Origin of the sequence: Bacillus atrophaeus, from assembly GCF_001584335.1 — a bacterium.
Lineage (GTDB): Bacteria > Bacillota > Bacilli > Bacillales > Bacillaceae > Bacillus > Bacillus atrophaeus.
Genome location: NZ_LSBB01000002.1, coordinates 88,831 through 107,649, shown reverse-complemented (window position 1 = coordinate 107,649; position 18,819 = coordinate 88,831). Strand labels below are relative to the sequence as shown.

Annotated in this window: 20 protein-coding genes; 15 read left to right on the top strand and 5 right to left on the bottom strand. The window is 43.6% G+C overall.

Features of this window, described 5'->3' with window-relative positions:
- The first annotated feature begins 8 nt into the window (after positions 1 to 8).
- The 6 genes from AXI57_RS21285 to AXI57_RS05465 all read left to right on the top strand — a co-directional run bounded on the left by AXI57_RS21285 (position 9) and on the right by AXI57_RS05465 (position 4,510).
- Positions 9 to 188, top strand: a complete 180-nt coding sequence (locus AXI57_RS21285; RefSeq protein ID WP_141292188.1) for a hypothetical protein — start codon at positions 9 to 11, stop codon at positions 186 to 188.
- Positions 189 to 457: 269 nt separating this feature from the next.
- A complete protein-coding gene (locus tag AXI57_RS05485) occupies positions 458 to 1,138 on the top strand; it encodes a response regulator transcription factor (protein ID WP_088118433.1) in 681 nt (226 codons plus the stop codon).
- A gap of 1 nt (position 1,139) precedes the next feature.
- Positions 1,140 to 2,075 (top strand): HAMP domain-containing histidine kinase, encoded by a 936-nt coding sequence (locus tag AXI57_RS05480; RefSeq protein ID WP_061669485.1) that lies wholly within the window; start codon positions 1,140 to 1,142, stop codon positions 2,073 to 2,075.
- A gap of 88 nt (positions 2,076 to 2,163) precedes the next feature.
- Positions 2,164 to 3,087 carry an ABC transporter ATP-binding protein gene (locus tag AXI57_RS05475; RefSeq protein ID WP_061669484.1) on the top strand — a complete coding sequence of 308 codons (924 nt, stop codon included), beginning with the start codon at positions 2,164 to 2,166 and terminating at the stop codon, positions 3,085 to 3,087.
- A 15-nt stretch (positions 3,088 to 3,102) separates the two neighbouring features.
- Positions 3,103 to 3,795 (top strand): ABC transporter permease, encoded by a 693-nt coding sequence (locus AXI57_RS05470; RefSeq protein ID WP_061669483.1) that lies wholly within the window; start codon positions 3,103 to 3,105, stop codon positions 3,793 to 3,795.
- 16 nt (positions 3,796 to 3,811) lie between these two features.
- Positions 3,812 to 4,510, top strand: coding sequence for an ABC transporter permease (locus AXI57_RS05465; protein ID WP_061669482.1), 699 nt, complete (start codon positions 3,812 to 3,814; stop codon positions 4,508 to 4,510).
- Between the two features lie 30 nt (positions 4,511 to 4,540).
- On the opposite strand, the gene AXI57_RS05460 is transcribed toward AXI57_RS05465, so the two are convergent.
- On the bottom strand, positions 4,541 to 4,921 hold the full coding sequence (locus AXI57_RS05460) for a DUF2512 family protein (protein WP_061669481.1): 381 nt from the start codon (positions 4,919 to 4,921) through the stop codon (positions 4,541 to 4,543).
- Between the two features lie 150 nt (positions 4,922 to 5,071).
- On the opposite strand from AXI57_RS05460, the gene AXI57_RS05455 reads away from it, so the two are divergent.
- The 5 genes from AXI57_RS05455 to tatC all read left to right on the top strand — a co-directional run bounded on the left by AXI57_RS05455 (position 5,072) and on the right by tatC (position 9,934).
- Positions 5,072 to 6,328, top strand: coding sequence for a serpin family protein (locus tag AXI57_RS05455; protein ID WP_061669480.1), 1,257 nt, complete (start codon positions 5,072 to 5,074; stop codon positions 6,326 to 6,328).
- An 82-nt stretch (positions 6,329 to 6,410) separates the two neighbouring features.
- A complete protein-coding gene (locus tag AXI57_RS05450; RefSeq protein ID WP_003327980.1) occupies positions 6,411 to 6,839 on the top strand; it encodes a cell wall hydrolase in 429 nt (142 codons plus the stop codon).
- Positions 6,840 to 7,160: 321 nt separating this feature from the next.
- Entirely contained in the window at positions 7,161 to 8,912 is a 1,752-nt protein-coding gene (locus AXI57_RS05445; RefSeq protein WP_061669479.1) for an alkaline phosphatase D family protein, read from the top strand.
- A gap of 13 nt (positions 8,913 to 8,925) precedes the next feature.
- Complete coding sequence (locus tag AXI57_RS05440) at positions 8,926 to 9,144, top strand: twin-arginine translocase TatA/TatE family subunit (RefSeq protein WP_003327982.1); 219 nt, start codon at positions 8,926 to 8,928, stop codon at positions 9,142 to 9,144.
- Positions 9,145 to 9,208: 64 nt separating this feature from the next.
- Positions 9,209 to 9,934 carry a twin-arginine translocase subunit TatC gene (gene tatC, locus AXI57_RS05435; protein WP_010787540.1) on the top strand — a complete coding sequence of 242 codons (726 nt, stop codon included), beginning with the start codon at positions 9,209 to 9,211 and terminating at the stop codon, positions 9,932 to 9,934.
- Between the two features lie 6 nt (positions 9,935 to 9,940).
- Here the strand turns inward: tatC and pcp are convergent, their stop codons facing one another.
- Positions 9,941 to 10,588, bottom strand: a complete 648-nt coding sequence (pcp, locus tag AXI57_RS05430) for a pyroglutamyl-peptidase I (protein ID WP_061669478.1) — start codon at positions 10,586 to 10,588, stop codon at positions 9,941 to 9,943.
- A 249-nt stretch (positions 10,589 to 10,837) separates the two neighbouring features.
- Here pcp and AXI57_RS05425 point away from each other — a divergent pair, with 249 nt between their 5' ends.
- Positions 10,838 to 11,914, top strand: a complete 1,077-nt coding sequence (locus AXI57_RS05425) for an aminotransferase class V-fold PLP-dependent enzyme (protein WP_061669541.1) — start codon at positions 10,838 to 10,840, stop codon at positions 11,912 to 11,914.
- A 48-nt stretch (positions 11,915 to 11,962) separates the two neighbouring features.
- Here the strand turns inward: AXI57_RS05425 and lmr(B) are convergent, their stop codons facing one another.
- Positions 11,963 to 13,399, bottom strand: coding sequence for a lincomycin efflux MFS transporter Lmr(B) (lmr(B), locus tag AXI57_RS05420; protein WP_081112752.1), 1,437 nt, complete (start codon positions 13,397 to 13,399; stop codon positions 11,963 to 11,965).
- 61 nt (positions 13,400 to 13,460) lie between these two features.
- Entirely contained in the window at positions 13,461 to 14,027 is a 567-nt protein-coding gene (gene lmrA / locus AXI57_RS05415; protein WP_061571035.1) for a transcriptional regulator LmrA, read from the bottom strand.
- Positions 14,028 to 14,476: 449 nt separating this feature from the next.
- On the opposite strand from lmrA, the gene AXI57_RS05410 reads away from it, so the two are divergent.
- From AXI57_RS05410 to AXI57_RS05400, 3 genes are all read left to right on the top strand, one after another.
- Positions 14,477 to 15,121, top strand: a complete 645-nt coding sequence (locus AXI57_RS05410; RefSeq protein ID WP_003327989.1) for a lipase EstA — start codon at positions 14,477 to 14,479, stop codon at positions 15,119 to 15,121.
- 160 nt (positions 15,122 to 15,281) lie between these two features.
- Positions 15,282 to 16,349 (top strand): helix-turn-helix domain-containing protein, encoded by a 1,068-nt coding sequence (locus AXI57_RS05405; protein ID WP_061669476.1) that lies wholly within the window; start codon positions 15,282 to 15,284, stop codon positions 16,347 to 16,349.
- Positions 16,350 to 16,625: 276 nt separating this feature from the next.
- Positions 16,626 to 17,558 (top strand): aldo/keto reductase, encoded by a 933-nt coding sequence (locus AXI57_RS05400; protein ID WP_061669475.1) that lies wholly within the window; start codon positions 16,626 to 16,628, stop codon positions 17,556 to 17,558.
- 42 nt (positions 17,559 to 17,600) lie between these two features.
- Here AXI57_RS05400 and AXI57_RS05395 read toward each other — a convergent pair whose 3' ends face one another.
- Entirely contained in the window at positions 17,601 to 18,668 is a 1,068-nt protein-coding gene (locus tag AXI57_RS05395; protein ID WP_061669474.1) for a DUF5105 domain-containing protein, read from the bottom strand.
- Between the last annotated feature and the right edge of the window lie 151 nt (positions 18,669 to 18,819).

Genomic DNA, 18,819 nt, shown 5'->3' with positions numbered 1-18,819 from the left:
GAGCTGAGATGAGTCAAGTTGAGGAGAGCCAGGTTCGTCAGGCTGTCATTGGAGTGGCCCTTCTGGTTTGCGGCCCCGTCTGTTTCGCTTCAAAGTCGATTTTGATGAAGCGGGCGTACGCTCAGGGTGCAACGTCCGCCGCGGTTTTGTTATTCAGGCACAGCTATTCCCTTTGTTTTGAGTTTTAGGGCATCAAACGGATTGGAGCTGAAAGAGGAGCGATGATCTCGATGGGGGAGCGGTCATTACAATTCCTGAGCGCTTTGTTTCTTGGCGTGCATTTAATGGACGGGATGTCTGGTTGTATTGATGGTGATTACTTTTTTGGAATATAGGAAGCTGATCATAGGAAAAACATAATATGTTATATAAAAGACGCACGTTTTTGATTACACTTAATGTAATTAAACGTGTGTTTCTTATTTTAAAGAGGTTGGTGGAGAAAATGCAGCAGATTTTGCTTGTAGAGGATGACCGGTCAATCAGTGAAGTGGTTGATCATTATTTAACAAAGGAAGGGTTTCACGTCGTTCATGCTTTTGACGGCGAAGAGGGCATTCAGCTGTTTCGGCAGAATGCGTTTGATTTGATCCTGCTAGATTTGATGCTGCCTAAGCTGAATGGGATGGATTTGTTGAAAATCATAAGAGAGCAAAGCAAGATTCCGGTTTTGATCATTTCCGCTAAAGACGGTGATGTGGAAAAGGCGCTGGGTCTGGGGTTCGGCGCGGATGATTATATCGCCAAGCCGTTTTCAATGATCGAACTGTCCGCAAGAGTAAAGGCCGCAATCCGAAGAGCGACACAGTATGCCGTAAATGAACCGGCAGAAACGAATATCATTCGTGTACATGAGCTGACGCTTGATATTGAAAATGTCCTTATCACAAAAAATGATGAAGTGATTCAGCTGACCTCAAAAGAATGGCAGATCATCAAGCTATTCTTTACTAATCCTAAAAAAGTATTTACGAGAGAACAGATCTATCGCTCGGTTTGGAATGAGGATTACTATGGTGACGAAAATATTATTAACGTTCATATGCGGCGTCTGAGAGAGAAAATTGAAGACGATCCGTCATCGCCTCAATATATCAAAACACTTTGGGGAATCGGCTATAAATTGGGAGAGTTTTAGCATGACAGCTTTATTGATTGGCGCTGTGATTATATTGGCGGTTGTCAATATGGCGCAATACCAAATGAAGAGAAGCCGCGACAGGAGCCTCGAGTATATAACAAAAAAACTAAACAGCCTGACCGAACAGCATCCCGCCGGGCAGATTTTGCTTCTGACTGACGATCGCAAGCTCCAGGCGCTTTTGGTGCAAATCAATCAGCTGCTGGATGATAATCAAAAAATCACAGCCCGATTTACAAGAACCGAACACTCGATGAAGCGGATGCTGACCAATATGTCACATGATCTAAAAACGCCTCTGACAGTTGTTCTGGGCTATATCGAAGCGATTCAAAATGATTCGGATCTGGCAGATGCAGAGAGAAAGGCATTATTAGAAAAACTTCACCAAAAGACATATGAAATTATCAGGCTGATGAATTCATTTTTCGACTTAGCCAAACTGGAATCCGGAGATAAAGAGATTCCGATTACAAAAATACATATCAATGAACTGTGTAAAAAGAATATCCTTTCTTACTATGACGTGGTTCAGGCGAAAGGCTATGAGGCAGCAATCGACATCCCTGACATTCCGGTGTATGCGAAGGGGAATGAAGAAGCGCTTGACCGGGTTTTTCAAAATCTGTTATCGAACGCGATTCAATATGGAGGCGACGGAAAGGTTATCGGTTTGTCGTTATCAAGCGATGAGCAGCATGTCTATATCAGCGTGTGGGACCGGGGGAAAGGAATTGGCGAACGGGAACAAGAGCGGGTATTCGAAAGGCTGTACACGCTTGAAGAATCAAGAAATAAATCATTTCAGGGGAGCGGGCTCGGCTTGACGATTACAAAAAGGCTTGTTGAACAAATGGGCGGTGCTATTTCCCTTCAAAGCAAACCATACGAACGGACAGCGTTTACCATCACATTAAAAAGAATGACGTATTAAACGTAAGATTTTCTTAAGAAATAGGAAATAAAAATGACACCGCTCATGTCTATAATAGAAAACAGGTTCAGACGGAAGGAGAAAGATAATGACCTATACTGTGAATATCAACGGCCTGACCAAAACCTTTCAAGGCAAAGAAGTCGTATCAAATGTAAACATGCATATACGAAAAGGAGAAATATACGGATTTCTAGGACCAAACGGCGCGGGTAAAACAACCGTCATGAAAATGCTCACGAGCCTTGTAAAACCGACCGGCGGTGAGATTGAAATCCTTGGACATAAACTGACAAATACGTCATACAAAGTACTGGGCCGAATAGGCAGTATGATTGAATATCCTATTTTTTACGAAAAACTGACAGCACAAGAGAATTTAGAACTGCATTGTGAGTACATGGGTTATCACGATAAAAATTCAATTCAAGAAGTGCTCGGCATGGTGAATTTGAAAAATATTGAGGACAAGGCGGTAAAAACCTTCTCCCTTGGTATGAAGCAGCGGCTCGGCATAGCGCGGGCAATTATCACCAAGCCTGAATTGCTGATTTTAGATGAACCAATTAACGGACTTGATCCCGTCGGAATTAAGGAAATCCGACATTTGTTCCAAGTGCTGAGTAAAGAGTATGGCATGACACTGCTGATATCCAGCCATATGCTCAGTGAAATAGAGCAAATCGCCGATACAATCGGAGTGATCCGTGACGGAAGGCTGCTTGAAGAGGTTTCCCTGGATAAAATCAGAGGTCAAAATACGGAATACATTGAGCTGGTGACGACGAATCGGACGAAGGCGTGTTTTGTGCTTGAGAATGAACTAGGCATCGCCAATTTCAAAATATTGAATGAAAAAACCGTACGGATCTATGATTCTGACGCATCACAGGCAGCCATCTCAAAAGCACTGATTCTAAATGATATAGACATCGAGTCAATCAACAAAAAATATACCTCGCTGGAGGACTATTTCCTAAGCCTGATCAACGGTGACAGCATCAGTGCGTAAAAAGGGGCGGAGCTAATGTGGAATTTAATGAGAATCGAATTAAAGAAAATGAAGCTGGGCTGGTATGCGCGTGGAGCAATTATCGCCAATCTTATACTTCTGGGATTTTTATGGATGGTCAGCTATGTAGAAAAAATAGAAGGCGAGGAGACCATGCAAACCATTGATGAATCGTTCCTCATCATCGGGACATTGGTCAGAGGGGTTTTCATCATCTTCGGGGCGGTATTGATTGCAAGATTAGTGATTTCGGAATTTAAAAATAAAACAATTCTTGTGCTGTTCACCTATCCGGTCAATCGAAAAAAACTGCTGGCATCCAAGCTGATGATTGCCTTCGGACTGACCTTTATCACGATTTTAATATCAAATGTATTTGTCGCTTTTGCTTTCTTTTTTTTGAACTCAATCTATCATATGATTCCCGGGGAAGTGACATCGGATATAGTCTCTCAGCAAGCTGTGAAAATGGCGGTTTTCGCCTTTGGCGCCGCTGGAACAAGCTTAGTTCCCATCTATTTTGGGATGCGTAAATACTCTGTTCCGGCAACCATTATTTCGGCTGTTATTATTGTCATGGCCATGAGTTCAACAACCTCGGAATTTTCACTGTCCTCAATTGTGTATATTCCTTTATCCCTGGCTGCCGCGGGCTTAGTTTTTGCTTACTTGGCTGTCAGAAAAGTAGATAAAACGGATGTGTTATAGCGGGGTTGATAACAAAATGTTAAAACTGGTGAAATTAGAATTGAAAAAGACAAAATTAGGATGGTATTTCAAGGGCGCCGTCATTGCAAATCTATGTATTTTGGGTTTTATGTGTCTGATAGGTTCAGAGGAAAGATCACTTTCTACCGCCAAAATGGCGTATGCTGATACGGGCTCAACAGTATTCATACTGGGGCTCTTTGTCAGATCTGTTTATATCGTCTTTGCGGCAGTGCTCATTGCCAAACTGGTCATCGGCGAGTATAGAAATAAGACGATCACGGTTATGTTCACCTATCCCATCAGCCGAAAAAAGCTGATGACTGCCAAGCTATTGATCGTTTCCGGGCTGACCTTTGTCACTATTATCGTGTCCGAGCTGGTGCTTTCGGCCATCATTTTTAAGGTAAATGATTATTTTCATTTCAGTTCAGGTAAGCTGGCGTTCCATGCTTTGGGCGGGGAGATTGGCGCTATGCTGGTATATGCGGCTGCCGCTGCGGGGTTATGCCTTGTTCCCTTATACTTTGGAATGCGAAAACACTCTGTTTCTGCAACCATTGTCTCGTCAGTTATCTTGATGATATTGATCAGTCAAAATAGCTCAGAATTATCGTTAGCTAACATTATTTATATTCCTTTAGCCCTTGCTGCTGTCGGTATCATTATCGCTTACCGGACGATCCGAAAGACAGACCAGGAAGATGTAATGTAAAAAAGGCCGTATAAAACCGGCCTTTCAGCGTTACTCTGTTCTTTCAATGAAGCGTGGTTTGCCCAGCTCTTTACTCATCATATAGAAATGGAAGAAGTACTCCCCGATTGCCATGACAATGGCCGCAAAGAGGGCTGCCAGCGCCAGCATTCCCGGAGATAACCCCATAGAGAGCGGCATTCCCATCAGCCAGACAACGAGGAAGGCTAACCCAAAATCAGCCAAAGTCGCTATCATATTGTTCCATTTAGGCAATACATAAAGATCCCCGAGTAAATAAGAAACAACCCCTAAAACGATCGTCATCAGCAACGTATCGCCAAAAGTGAAATTAAAGCCTAGGCCAAGAACCAAATACAAAACAATAATTGTCATAATTCCTTTAATAGCAAGCGCTTTCACGTGAACCATATTAAACTCCTCCTCCAATCTTATATTTTGTTATGTGTATGTTTCCTCAATTCAAGAAAATTAAACCTTATGCCGCTTTTTTATTGAAATATTTCCCATTTGGTGTTAGTGTCTTTGGTGATAAAATCCGCTTTGAAGAGGGTGATTGCAATGGAGTGCAGACAAAAAAACGGATGGATGATGTTCCTCTTATTGTTGTTAGCACTGGCCGGATGCGGACAACCATCTGCTGAACACCCGGCCTCTCAAATGTCTTCATCTAAGACGTCTCCATCTGCACAGTCGGCGGACGGAATACATAAAGAGTTTGTAGAAGCTGAGAGGCTTTTTGGAATTTCCGTATTTCATCACCTGATTGAACAGCAGGGCACAGAGAAAAATGTGTTTATATCTCCATACAGCATTCAGCAGGCACTTGTTATGACGGCAAATGGCGCCGATGGAAAGACAAAAGAAGAAATGAAGAACACCTTGCTTCTATCTGAAATGAAAGACAGAGAAATCAATGAAGCAGCAAACACCCTCATGAACTCCTTCCGTACCCTTTCTGATGGTGAATTGCTTGCGGCCCATTCGGTTTGGACAGGACTTGACATCAATCCGCAATTTAAACAAACGATTGAACAACATTTTGACGGGAAAGCATGTAAGTTGGGACCTCATCCTGAAAAAGCAAAGAGGAAGATCAATGAATGGGCCGCGAAAAAAACAAAAGGCCATATAGAAGATATTGCTGACAATCTGTCCCCGAATACAATCGCTGTTTTACTAAATACAATCTACTTTCAAGGAGACTGGACACAACCGTTTGATAAGGCAATGACTTATGTTGAACCATTTTATTTACAGAACGGAACGGAAAAGAAGCATCCGATGATGAAGCAGACGGCTCTCCTCCCATACCAAGAGAACGAGCTGTTTCAAGCTGTAAAGCTTTCTTATAAGAATAAGGACTTGTCTTTTGCTGTATTTTTGCCGCAGAAAGATAAGGACCTTTCATCACTCACTGCTTCATTGACGCATGAGAATTTGGAAAAATGGGAGAACCGCTGGGAAGAAAAAACGGTGAAGCTGAGTCTTCCGCGCTTTTCCTTTGAAGAAAAATACAATCTGAGAGGTATACTGGCTCAGTTGGGAATGAAAACAGCATTTGGCAAAGCTGATTTTTCAAATTTGTTTCAAGACAAAAGCACGGGTGCAAAAATCGACGATGTCAATCACCATACGTTTATCAAAACGGACGAAACAGGAACAGAAGCAGCGGCGGCGATGTCTGTAGAGATCATTGAATCCGCCTCTGGGCCTGAATTGTCGCTGACGGTGAACCGCCCTTTTTTATTCGTAATAGCGGATGAAAAGACGAAAAGCATTTTATTTTTGGGGACTGTGGCAGAGCCTGCTGAGTAAAATAAAAAGTTTCTGCTGTTCACCCGTCATCTCCTTGACTGTCCAGCAATATGATGAAAGGAGGATACAGGGAGGTGACACGATGGCAGTCGTGAAAGCGTCAAGTGCGGATATCGATCTGATGGCAAGACTGCTCAGAGCGGAGGCCGAAGGTGAAGGACAGCAGGGAATGCTGCTTGTCGGAAATGTAGGGGTCAACCGGTTAAGAGCCAATTGCTCTGATTTTAAAGGACTGCGCACGATTCGGCAAATGATCTACCAGCCGCACGCATTTGAGGCGGTGACACATGGATACTTCTATCAAAGGCCCAGAGAAAGTGAAAGAAGGCTGGCGCGGCGCACCATTAATGGAGAACGATTCTGGCCTGCCAAATTCAGCTTATGGTATTTTAAGCCGGGCGGGAATTGCCCTGCACAATGGTATAACCAGCCGTTGGTAGCCAGATTCAAGTCCCATTGTTTTTACCAGCCGACAGCGGAAACGTGCGAGAATGTCTATAATACATTTTAGTTCAGAAACACCGTCCGAATCGCCGGGCGGTGTTTTACTTAATGGTATCGGAAACACTGGGTGATTCATGTTTAGCCGCTCAGTGTTTTTTTATTCTTTAAGAATGTGTGAAGAAAAATAGGCAAAAAGAGCAGTTGCTTAAAAGAGAATTTTACTGAAAACACGATTTTTTTCCGTGAATCGACACATTTCGATCAATGGCCTGTGAAGGTTGTCCTATTTGTCATTTTAAGGGCAAACAATACGTTTATATTTCTTCACATTCATTTAACAAAGGTTTCCTATAATGAAGGCGATCAATGAGAAGAGAGGGGATCTTAAATGGCACATGACAGTCGTTTAGATGAGTGGGTGAAGAAGTTAAAGGAAGAAAGCTTTGAAAACAATACGTTTGACCGCCGCCGTTTTATTCAAGGGGCGGGAAAAATCGCGGGTCTTTCTCTAGGTTTAACCATTGCTCAGTCGGTTGGCGCATTTGAAGTGAATGCCGCGCCTAAGTTCTCCAGTTATCCGTTTACACTCGGTGTCGCTTCGGGAGACCCGATGTCTGATAGTGTCATTTTATGGACCCGTCTTGCGCCCGATCCGCTGAATGGCGGAGGAATGCCTAAACAGGCTGTTCCTGTGAAATGGGAGCTGGCGAAGGATGAGCATTTCCGCCGCATCGTAAAGCGCGGAACGGAAATGGCCAAGCCGAGCCTTGCGCACTCGGTCCACGTTGAAGCTGACGGTCTTCAGCCTAATCAAGTGTACTATTACCGTTTCAAAAGCGGTCACGAGTTAAGCCCTGTCGGAAAAACAAAAACCCTGCCTGCCGCAGGAGCAAATGTTTCGAAAATGACTTTTGCGTTTGCCTCCTGTCAGCAATATGAGCATGGCTATTACACGGCGTATAAACATATGGCGAAGGAAAAACTCGATTTGGTGTTCCATCTCGGCGATTATATTTATGAATATGGCCCGAATGAGTACGTATCAAAAACAGGAAATGTACGCACGCACAGCAGTGCAGAAATCATTACGCTTCAAGATTACCGAAATCGCCATGCCCAATATCGTTCCGATGCGAATCTAAAATCGGCGCACGCGGCGTTTCCATGGGTTGTGACCTGGGATGACCATGAAGTGGAAAACAACTATGCCAATAAGATACCGGAAAAAGGGCAGTCCATTGAAGCATTTGTCTTGCGCCGTGCCGCGGCTTATCAAGCGTATTACGAGCATATGCCGCTTCGCAGATCCTCTTTGCCAAACGGTCCGGACATGAAGCTTTTCCGCCATTTCTCTTATGGAAACTTGGCATCGTTCAATGTGCTCGATACACGGCAATACCGAGACGATCAAGCGAATGGCGACGGGAATAAGCCGCCTTCAGATGAATCGCTTAATCCAACCCGCACATTGCTGGGGAAAGAACAGGAAGATTGGCTGTTCAAGAACTTGGGAAGCTCAACCGCTCATTGGAATGTGCTGGCGCAGCAAATTTTCTTCGCCCAATGGAATTTCGGGACAAGCGCAAGTCCGATCTACAGCATGGATTCTTGGGATGGCTACCCGGCACAGCGCGAACGGATCGTCAATTTTATTAAAAGCAAAAATCTAAATAATATGGTCGTTTTGACGGGAGATGTCCACGCGAGCTGGGCGTCGAATCTGCATACCGATTTTAATAAAATCAATTCGTCTATTTTCGGAGCCGAATTTGTCGGAACGTCTATTACATCCGGCGGGAACGGAGCGGATAAGAGAGCGGATACAGATCAAATTTTAAAACAAAATCCGCACATTAAATTTTTCAACGACTATCGGGGCTATGTCCGCTGCACAGTGACCCCTGAACAATGGAGAGCGGATTATCGGGTAGTGCCGTTTGTAACTGAACCTGGAGCATCCCTATCGACAAGAGCATCATTTGTGTATCAAAAGGATCAAACCGGATTAAGAAAAGTATCGGCAGCGGCTGTTCCGGGAGGCTTGAAGCAGTCTAATGAGGTAGAAGAAGACCGCTTCTTTGCCCATAATAAAGCCCACGAAAAACAAGTGATAAAGAAAAGAGCCAAAATAACAAAATAAGGAGCTGAATGTCATGTTTTCAAACATCGGGATACCCGGTTTAATCTTAATTTTTGTGATTGCTTTGGTTATCTTTGGACCTTCAAAGCTTCCGGAGATCGGCCGGGCGGCAGGACGGACCCTCCTTGAATTCAAAAGCGCGACAAAATCTCTCGTGTCCGGTGAAGACAAAGAAGAGGAAAAACCATCAGCTGACTTAACGGCTGTCAAAAAGGACAAACCAGCGGGCTGAATGCTGATGAGGCAGATCAATCAGTATCTGCCTCTTTACTGATTTGATAAGGAGGGCTTCCGGCATGGATAAAAAAGAAACGCATTTGATCGGACATTTGGAAGAGCTGCGAAAAAGAATCATTCTGACGTTAGCTGCATTTGTCGTGTTTTTGATTGCCGCTTTTTTATTTGTACAGGATATTTATGACTGGCTAAGCAGAGATTTGGATGGAAAACTGGCTGTTCTGGGACCGAGTGAAATTCTATGGGTGTACATGATGATCGCCGGAGTATGCGCCATTGCCGCTTCCATTCCTGTAGCGGCATTCCAGGTGTGGCGGTTTGTAGCCCCGGCGCTGACCGAAACAGAACGCAAGGTGACTCTTTTGTATATTCCGGGATTATTTGCGTTATTTCTGACAGGCATTTCGTTTGGATACTTTGTGCTGTATCCGATTGTGCTTGGCTTTTTGATGAAGCTGTCGTCAGGGCATTTTGAAACAATGTTCACCGCTGATAACTATTTTCGATTTATGGTGAATTTGAGCCTGCCGTTTGGTTTTTTATTTGAGATGCCTCTGGTCGTCATGTTTTTAACCCGCCTTGGCATTCTAAACCCTCTGCGGCTGGCGAAAGCGAGAAAACTTTCTTATTTTCTCCTGATTGTGGTGTCGATTCTGATTACGCCGCCGGATTTTGTTTCTGATTTTTTGGTCATGGTTCCGCTTCTCGTCCTGTTTGAAGTAAGTGTGGCCCTGTCCGCGTTTGTCTATAAAAAGAAACTGGCCAGTGAACCATTGATGACATGACGGAATTTAATGGAGTGAACCGCCGGAAGAGCGGATGTCTGTATCATACTTTGCGGCAGTAACAGCGGCGATCCTTAGTGCCTTGACGATTATTTCGAGGCTGAGGCTCGGCGCTTGTTTATTTATGGTTTGTTCCGGGATGTACGGGATATGGATGAAGCCGCCCTTTATTCTTGGGGAATTCTTGTTGATCTCATCCATCAGCCCATAGAATAGGTGGTTGCATACAAATGTCCCGGCAGTATGGGAAACGGCCGCAGGAACGCCGTTTTCCTTCATGCGCTCAACGATCCGTTTGATCGGCAGCCCCGTCCAGTAAGCCGCGGGACCATTTTCGGAGATGGGTTCATCAATCGGCTGATTCCCTTCGTTATCAGGAATTCGTGCGTCATCAAGGTTAATCGCCACACGTTCCGGCGTGATTTGCATTCTGCCGCCTGCTTGTCCCACACAAATGACGATGTCCGGCTGATGTTTATGAATGGCCTGCCGCAGGATTTTAAGTGACTTTTTAAATACGGTAGGCACCTGTTCCGACACGATTACAGCATGATCGGCATCCTCGCCGTTCAGCTGTTTGGCAGCTTCCCACGCCGGATTTACTGTTTCACCTCCAAAAGGATCAAAGCCAGTGAACAACACTTTTGGTTTCATACTAATTCCCCCTTTTCATCTATTTTATTGTAAATCTCTGCTTTTTAGAAATCATCTCTGAATCAATTTGAAAATACAGAAACCGGTGGGTCATTTATCAATGTTCAACAGAATCAAGCGTTAACTTTTCTTTTTTTATCGTTTGAAAATTTTTGAAATGTAGCGGACAATGGGTAAAAGGAGTGGATCATATTGGAGGGTCTTTCTCAGCAATATCGGTCACTGTTTCCGGTGCTGCATACGCATACTATGCTTGCGAGCTGCTCTCAAAGCGCATTGGCACTGCCGGTTTCAAGAGCTATAAAAGAGTACCATGACAGCTTACTGCAAACAGGAGCCAACTGGAATGAAGCGATTAAAAAAACAGAAAGCGCCAGAAATGAATTTGCTGTTCTGATTGGCGCGGAGCCTGAGGAGATTGCGGTTTTGCCTTCAGTTTCCGATGCAATTGTTTCGATCGCATCTGCTTTGCAAGATGGCAAAAAAAAGAAAGTGGTTTATACAGAAATAGATTTCCCCGCAGCAGCTCACATTTGGAAGGCGCAAAGAGACTATGATTTATCAGTTATTCCTTCTTCAGATGGGATGGTGCCGCTTGAGAATTATGAAGCATGTATCAGTGAAGAGACCCTGCTGACCTGTGTGCCTCACGTCAACTACTATAATGGCTTTCGTCAAGATATCAAACAAATCGCAGCCATTGCGCGGGAAAAAGGCTCGTTGTTATTTGTAGACGCCTATCAATCCGCCGGACACGTCCCGATAGATGTAAAGGAAAGCGGGATTGATATGCTGGCTGCAGGTTCACGAAAATATATGCTCGGCATTCCGGGAACCGCTTTTCTTTATGTGAGAAAAGAGCTGGCGGAACAGCTTCGGCCGAAAGCTTCAGGCTGGTTTGGCCAGCAAAGCGCGGCGGCTTTTGACTTAAACCGTTTTTCATATGCAAGCGGAGCTAAACGTTTTGAAACAGGAACGCCGTCCTTTATCAGTTTGTATGCCGCACATGAAGGCTTGTCGTTGCTTAATGAGATAGGAGTTTCGCGTATACATGTTTATATAAAAGAGCTGAGTGCATATGCTTTTCAATACGCAAGTGAAAGAGGGCTGCGGGTGATGGGGCCGACATCCAGCGACCAGCGGCCTGGGATGATCTCCATTTATGATGAGCGGGCATCGGAGACAGCGGAACGATTGAAAAAACAAAAGATTGTTTGTGCACCGTGGAATAATGTCATCCGGCTGGCTCCTCATTTTTATAATACAAAGGATGAACTGACGTATGTGATTGATGAACTGGTAAATATATTTGCCTGCCGTCAATGATGCACATATCAATAAAAAAAGCAGACCCTAAAAGGGTCTGCCTTCTTATTATTGGTCTACTTTCACACGTTTAATGAAGAAAGCACAGACCAGACCGAGGATGGCCACAATCATGGCAAAGATAAATGCATGCTGCACACCTGCGGTCAGTGCTTTTGGAATGAGGGACGGATCAGCCGGATTCTTCACGCCGCTCATATAATCTTGCTGTCCTGCGGCCATAATGCTGACCGCCACCGCAGTACCGATCGCGCCTGCCATTTGCTGAAGGGTATTCATAATGGCTGTGCCGTCTGGATAAAACTTCGGCGGAAGCTGGTTTAATCCATTTGTTTGCGCCGGCATCATGATCATAGAGATACCGATCATCAAACATGTATGAAGCACGATAATAACTGCCGCCGTTGACGCTGTGGTGACATTTGAGAAAAACCAGAGAACCGCTGTAACAATGACAAAACCGGGAATGACAAGCCATTTTGGTCCGTATTTATCAAACAAGCGCCCTGTAACTGGCGACATAAAACCGTTTAGAATTCCGCCGGGAAGCATCACAAGTCCTGCTGTAAATGCCGTTAAGGCCATGCCGCCTTGTAAGAACATCGGCAGCAGAAGCATGGAAGATAGAATAACCATCATACAGATGAAAACCATAAGCACGCCAAGGACAAACATCGGATAGCGGAAAGCACGAAGATTCATCATTGGCTGTTTCATTGTAAGCTGGCGGGTTGAAAACAAAATAAGAGCGATTACGCCGACAGCGAGTGAGCTGATAACAATAGGACTTGACCATCCGCCAGACCCTTCACCCGCATTACTAAAGCCAAACACAACGCCTCCGAACCCAATCGTCGACAGAATAATAGAAAGGACATCAATTTTTGGTTTTGTAATTTCGGACACATTTTGCATGTAAGCAATTCCGAAAATAAGAGCCAACACAAGAAAAGGAAGAGAAATCCAAAAGATCCAATGCCAGTTAAGGTGCTCTAAAACCAAACCGGAAAACGTCGGTCCTATGGCCGGCGCAAACATAATGACAAGCCCGATCGTTCCCATGGCAGCTCCGCGTTTATGCGGCGGGAATATGACCAAAATGGTATTAAACATCAACGGTAACAGCAATCCTGTTCCGAGGGCCTGCACAATTCTTGCAATTAATAAAAATGAAAAGCTTGGTGATATCGCAGCGATCAGTGTCCCCAAAATTGAAAAGGCGAGCGATACGATAAAAAGCTGTCTGGTTGTAAACCATTGAAGGAGAAGTCCTGATACCGGAACAAGAATTCCAAGAACAAGCAAATATCCGGTCGTTAACCATTGTACGGTTGACGCCGTAATGTTCAGCTCCTTCATGAGATCGGTCAAGGCGATATTTAATGCTGTTTCACTGAACATGCCGATAAAACCGGCGAGCAGCAATGAAATCATAATAGGCATTACTTTATATTGTTTAGAAGGTGCAGCTGTTTCCAAAACGATTCTCCTCTCTATAACCGGCAATAGACCAGTCTGTATGAAATGTAGTTAAGATGTCTCTATTTTAAGTTTTCAGCAGCTTTGGAATAAGGTTGGCGATATGCAGAAGCGGTTTGCTGTCTTTCCTCGTTATAGAAAGAATAATGCCGCCTTCAATCATTGAATTAATGACGGTGCTTATTTCCTTCGCTTTATTCTCGCAGAAACCTGATTGCTGTAATTTCTCCGCAAATGCGTTTTCCCATGTTTCATAGGCTTGATCACACGCATGACGTAAAAATTCACTTTTCAATGAAGTTTCCGCCGCAAGTAAACCAACGGGCAATCCTTCAATATTTTCCGGACATGTGAACTGACAGGACAGTTCCTTTAGAAATGATTGAATGCCTTCCGCAGGATCTGAACATTTTTCAAGGCTTTCGGTTATTTTTAAACGGACATATTCATTCATTTGATTCACAGCTTCAATCGCCAGTTGTTCTTTACCCTCGGGAAAGTGATAATAAAGAGAACCTTTAGGCGCGCCGCTTTCTTTAATTATTTGATTTAGTCCCGTTCCGTAATATCCCTGCAGCTGAAAAAGACGAGTTGCAGCTGAAAGTATTTTTTCACGAGAATCTCCATGACTCATATAATTCCCACCTTAAAAATGCAATAGCTAAAATATAGTGACTGGTCTATTATCTTTGTCAGGTGAATGAATGTCAAGAAAGACTTAATAAAAAAATCCGGAAAGTCATCTCTTGTATTTTGCAGGATAACCTCCTTAAAACCGGGACATACCTTAATGTGTGTGAATATTAAAAGTTGAGCAAAGTAAGCATCCCTATCTTTCCGAATATTGTGCGGAGTCCATTTTGTAAGAGGAAAAAATCTGAAAGAAAAGCTGAGGGGCCTCCCGCCCTCAGCTTTTTCCAATCAACGCATAAAAGCACAAATACGTTATCGCGAAAGGTCAATTGTACTCATTTTTTAAGGGTTATTTTTTTCGTCGAAAAGAGGAAAAAATACCCTATATTTCCCTCTGTTTCTTTAATAGAATAAAGTCTGTTAAATCATTACATATTAGGGGGAAATATCATGAATGCTGTAAAATCTAAACTATTAGCCGTATTAATGATTTGTATGCTGAGTGTCGTGTCTGTGTTTACGATCCAGCCAAACGTTTCAAAAGCTGCTTCAGAACACAATCCAGTGGTCATGGTCCATGGTATTGGCGGGGCGTCCTTTAACTTCGCGGGAATTAAATCTTACTTGGTGTCCCAAGGATGGTCGAGCAAAGACCTGTATGCAATTGATTTTTTGGATAAAACAGGGAATAACAGAAACAATGCGCCAAGATTATCATCATATGTGAAAAAAGTGCTGAGTGAAACGGGAGCGAGTAAAGTGGATATTGTCGCGCACAGCATGGGCGGCGCTAATACTCTTTACTATATTAAAAACCTGGACGGCGGAGACAAGATCGCTAACGTCGTGACTCTTGGCGGAGCGAACGGACTGGTCACAAACAGAGCGCTGCCGGGTACCGATCCGAACCAAAAGATTTTATACACATCAGTTTATAGCTCAGCTGACATGATTGTCATGAACCCGCTGTCCAGATTAATCGGAGCGAAAAACGTGCAAATTCACGGTGTCGGCCACATCGGCCTGCTTATGAACAGCAAAGTAAACGGGCTGATTAAAGAAGGCCTTAACGGCGGCGGGGAAAATACTAATTAATAGATATAAAGCCTTGAAGAGTGCTTGCTCATCAAGGCTTTACGTATATAAGGGAATATATCGTCACTCATTTCCAAATTCTTTTTTCGCTCGAAACCAAGCCCTCGGAAGTTATTTTTGTTAAAATAGTAAAGTTATAATAGAATTCGGAGGGTTTATCGTGGGAAAAGTGAAAAGAAATGCCCCTTGTCCATGCGGCAGCGGTAAGAAATATAAAAAATGCTGCGGAAGTAAGGTTGTCGATTTTCCGGCAGAAATGGCAGCAAAAGAAGCGAAACAAATTCAGGAAGACTTGATGGAGTATGCCTTTACAGTACATAGAGAAAGCATTTCAGCATTTATCAATCAGTATGACATTCTTTCAGCTATGGACAGGCAGACAAAAGACATCAGCGTGTTTAACTTAGGCATCTGGGGAATATTCTTTCACCCGCTTGCCGGCAATCAAACGATTTTTGAAGACTATCTTCAGAAAAAAGCCGATTCCATTACACGCCCTAAAACGCGTGAGCTTGTTGAATCATGGAAAAGCATGACTCCGGCTTTACTTCTGTTGAAAGAAATGGACGAGACAGTCATTCAGTTTGAAGATGTGGTGACGAAAAAGCAATTTAATGTTGAGATGGACGTGAAAAAGCAAGAGCTTCCGCCGCTTGGAAGCCTGATTTTAGGCTATCCGATTCACGAGGCGGAAAAAGCTGAATTCTTCATGCAGTTTACTATCTTCCCGGCAAAGAGAACAGACGCTTTGATCAGCAAAGTGATGAAGATTGCAGATCCCGCTTTGCAAAAAGGCAAAACGCCGGAAAGCTTTATGAAAGAAGACTTCCAGCAGGTTCTTTTTGCCTTGTTAAGCGAAGAAGAGAAACAGCCGGCTGCTGAAGAAGAAAGCATAGAGTGGGCAAACGACTTGGAGAAGGAAACAGCCCTTGCCATCGAAAAAGGAATGGGCGGAGAAGAGTATCCGGACAAGCTGATTCCGGCAGTCATCGGCCTGTGGAAAACCTTCTGTGAGAAAAAAGAGCCTGTTATCAGAAAACCTGAAGCTTTTGCTGCGGCGGTCGAGTATTATGTGAATTCCATTTCTCTAAACGGCGCTTCCCTTTCACAAGCCAAATTGGCGAAGAAATACGGTGTAAGCGCATCGACCATTTCCAGCCGCTATAAAGAAATTGAAAGTGTGTTAAAGAGCGAAGCGGACAGCTTTGCAGCAGCAATAACATCATAACAGCAGATAAAAACCTTGAGAAGCCGCGGCTTTTCAAGGTTTTTTCTTTTGAAACGGAATGTTAATTTCTAAATGAAAGACCTTTCTGAAAGACAAATGGGTGCTGCCAAAATAAGTCGAAAAAAGGAGACATGCGCTTTCTCCTTTTTTTGTATGCTGAAAAAGCAGGAAAATAAATTTAACTTATCTAATAGTAGAACGTGACGCGAAGTTTGTTTTTATGATAATCCAAATAGGGAAATGGCAAAACATATCGTTTCGGAAGGAGAATGAACAATGAATCAAACTCGTACTCTTGGCAAAACAGATTTACAGGTGAAACGAATCGGTTTTGGAGCTAACGCGGTCGGAGGACATAATCTGTTTCCGAATTTGAATGATGAGACTGGCAGGGACTTGGTTCGCACAGCTTTAGACGGCGGTGTGAATTTTATCGATACCGCCTTTATATATGGATTGGGCCGTTCTGAGGAATTAATCGGAGAGATTGTAAGCGAGAGGGGTGGACGGGACCAGCTGGTTATCGCTTCGAAGGGAGCGCATAAAGAGGTCAACGGAGGCATTGAGTTAGACAACAGCCGGGAATTTCTCCGCGGCGAAGTTGAAAAAAGCTTGAAGCGCCTGAAAACGGATTATATTGATCTGTATTACGTCCATTTCCCGGATGGCAAAACGCCTATGGCTGAGGTGGCGGGAACGCTGAAGGAATTGAAGGACGAAGGCAAAATTAAAGCGATCGGCGCTTCTAATCTTGATTTTAAACAATTGCAGGAATTTAACGCAGACGGGTATTTAGAGGTCTTTCAATCCGAATACTCTTTAATTCACCGCGATGCTGAGAAAGACTTGCTCCCTTACTGTGTAGAGCAGGGCATTTCATTTATCCCGTATTTCCCGCTCGCATCAGGGCTGTTAACAGGAAAGTTCACAAAGGATTCGACATTTGACGACATCAGAAAAGACAATCCGCAGTTTCAGGGAGAAACATTTATTAAGAATCTGGAAAAGGTGGACAAGCTGAAAGCCCTTGCCAAAGATAAGCAGGCAGAGACGGCTCACCTCGCTCTTGCATGGCTTTTAACGAGACCTGCAATTGGTGCGATCATTCCAGGCGCCAAACGTCCTGATCAGCTTAAAAACAACCTGAGAACGCTCGATATTCAATTAACGGATGATGAAGCTGAATATATCAGCGGCATATTTAAGTAAAATAACAAGAGGAAATAGCGGCTGCTATTTCCTCTTACCTTATTATTCTTTAATGAAAGCTGATGCGAATTCCGATGCTCTGTAATCCTTCTGGTCAAGCTGCCATTGGTCAATATCGTTTTTCTTCATTTTGACTTCTACTGTTTCTTCAGTTGACGCAGGACCGAGCTTTTTGAATTCGTCCGGATATACGTTTAGGGCGTATTTGACTGCATCTTCATAGCTTGAACCAGAGTTCTTGCTATAGTAGTCTTCCACCCGGTCTTTGATACGGTCGGAAAGAGAGGATGCGTCAACCGGCTTAATCGTGGCTTCCACAATCGCTTCGTCTCCTGTGATGGATTTTGTCTTCGTTTGAACGGCAGATTTTTCGCTTAACGTTGATGTAATGGCACCGAGTATTTTATCAAGTGTTTTATCATCTGCGTATTGGCTGGAAAGACCGGAAGCAGAAACATAGCTTTCCTTTGCCGCTTTGTTAAATTCGTTTACCACTTTGTTTTTGTTATCACCCGTAATTTTTTCGAAATCTTTGTTATCCTTTCCGAATAACAGGATATCCACATACGCAGACAGCGCCTTTGCCGGGTTTTGAAGCTGGTCGGCGGTAGCGAGGATTTTCTTGCTGCTTCCATCAATTTTAAATGTTAACGATTTTTCCTTTTTATCGCTGCCGCTGCTTGGCGGATTATAGACAAGCTCATATTTTTTGCCTTTGTCTACGACATAGAACAGGCTGCCTTTGATTGCTTTATCAGGATTCAAAGAACTGCTTTGGAGGCGTTCATTATAATCGTCGGGTGTAGACTCTGAAGACTTTGTGTCCCCTTGGTATAAGGTGAAATCATTGCTGTTGACATATAAAATGTCTTTCCCTGTGTTTTTAACAGAAACGTTTACTTTTAATACGAGCTGATCATTTGAAGCAGAGTTGTCATATTGCGGCGGAAGCGTGTACTCGGTACTATCAATCTTTACTTCTGCCGTATCTGATTTCTTCTCAGAATCTGAGTTTTTCTTTTCCCCATTCGCTTTACTTCCTGAACAAGCTGCTGTAAAAAGCGTCAGGATCAGTATAAGGAAAACAGCATACGTTTTTTTCTTGAACATTTGATTTCCCCCTCAATTCATTTACGGATGGGACGCGGCTTTTGTCTTAGAGAAATGGATCTTTTTGAATGGCTTTTGGCACTTATGCAAAAAATCAGTTCTTTTCTCATGGTTTTGTCCGCAGGTTTTGGAAAATTCAGCCCTCCATCAC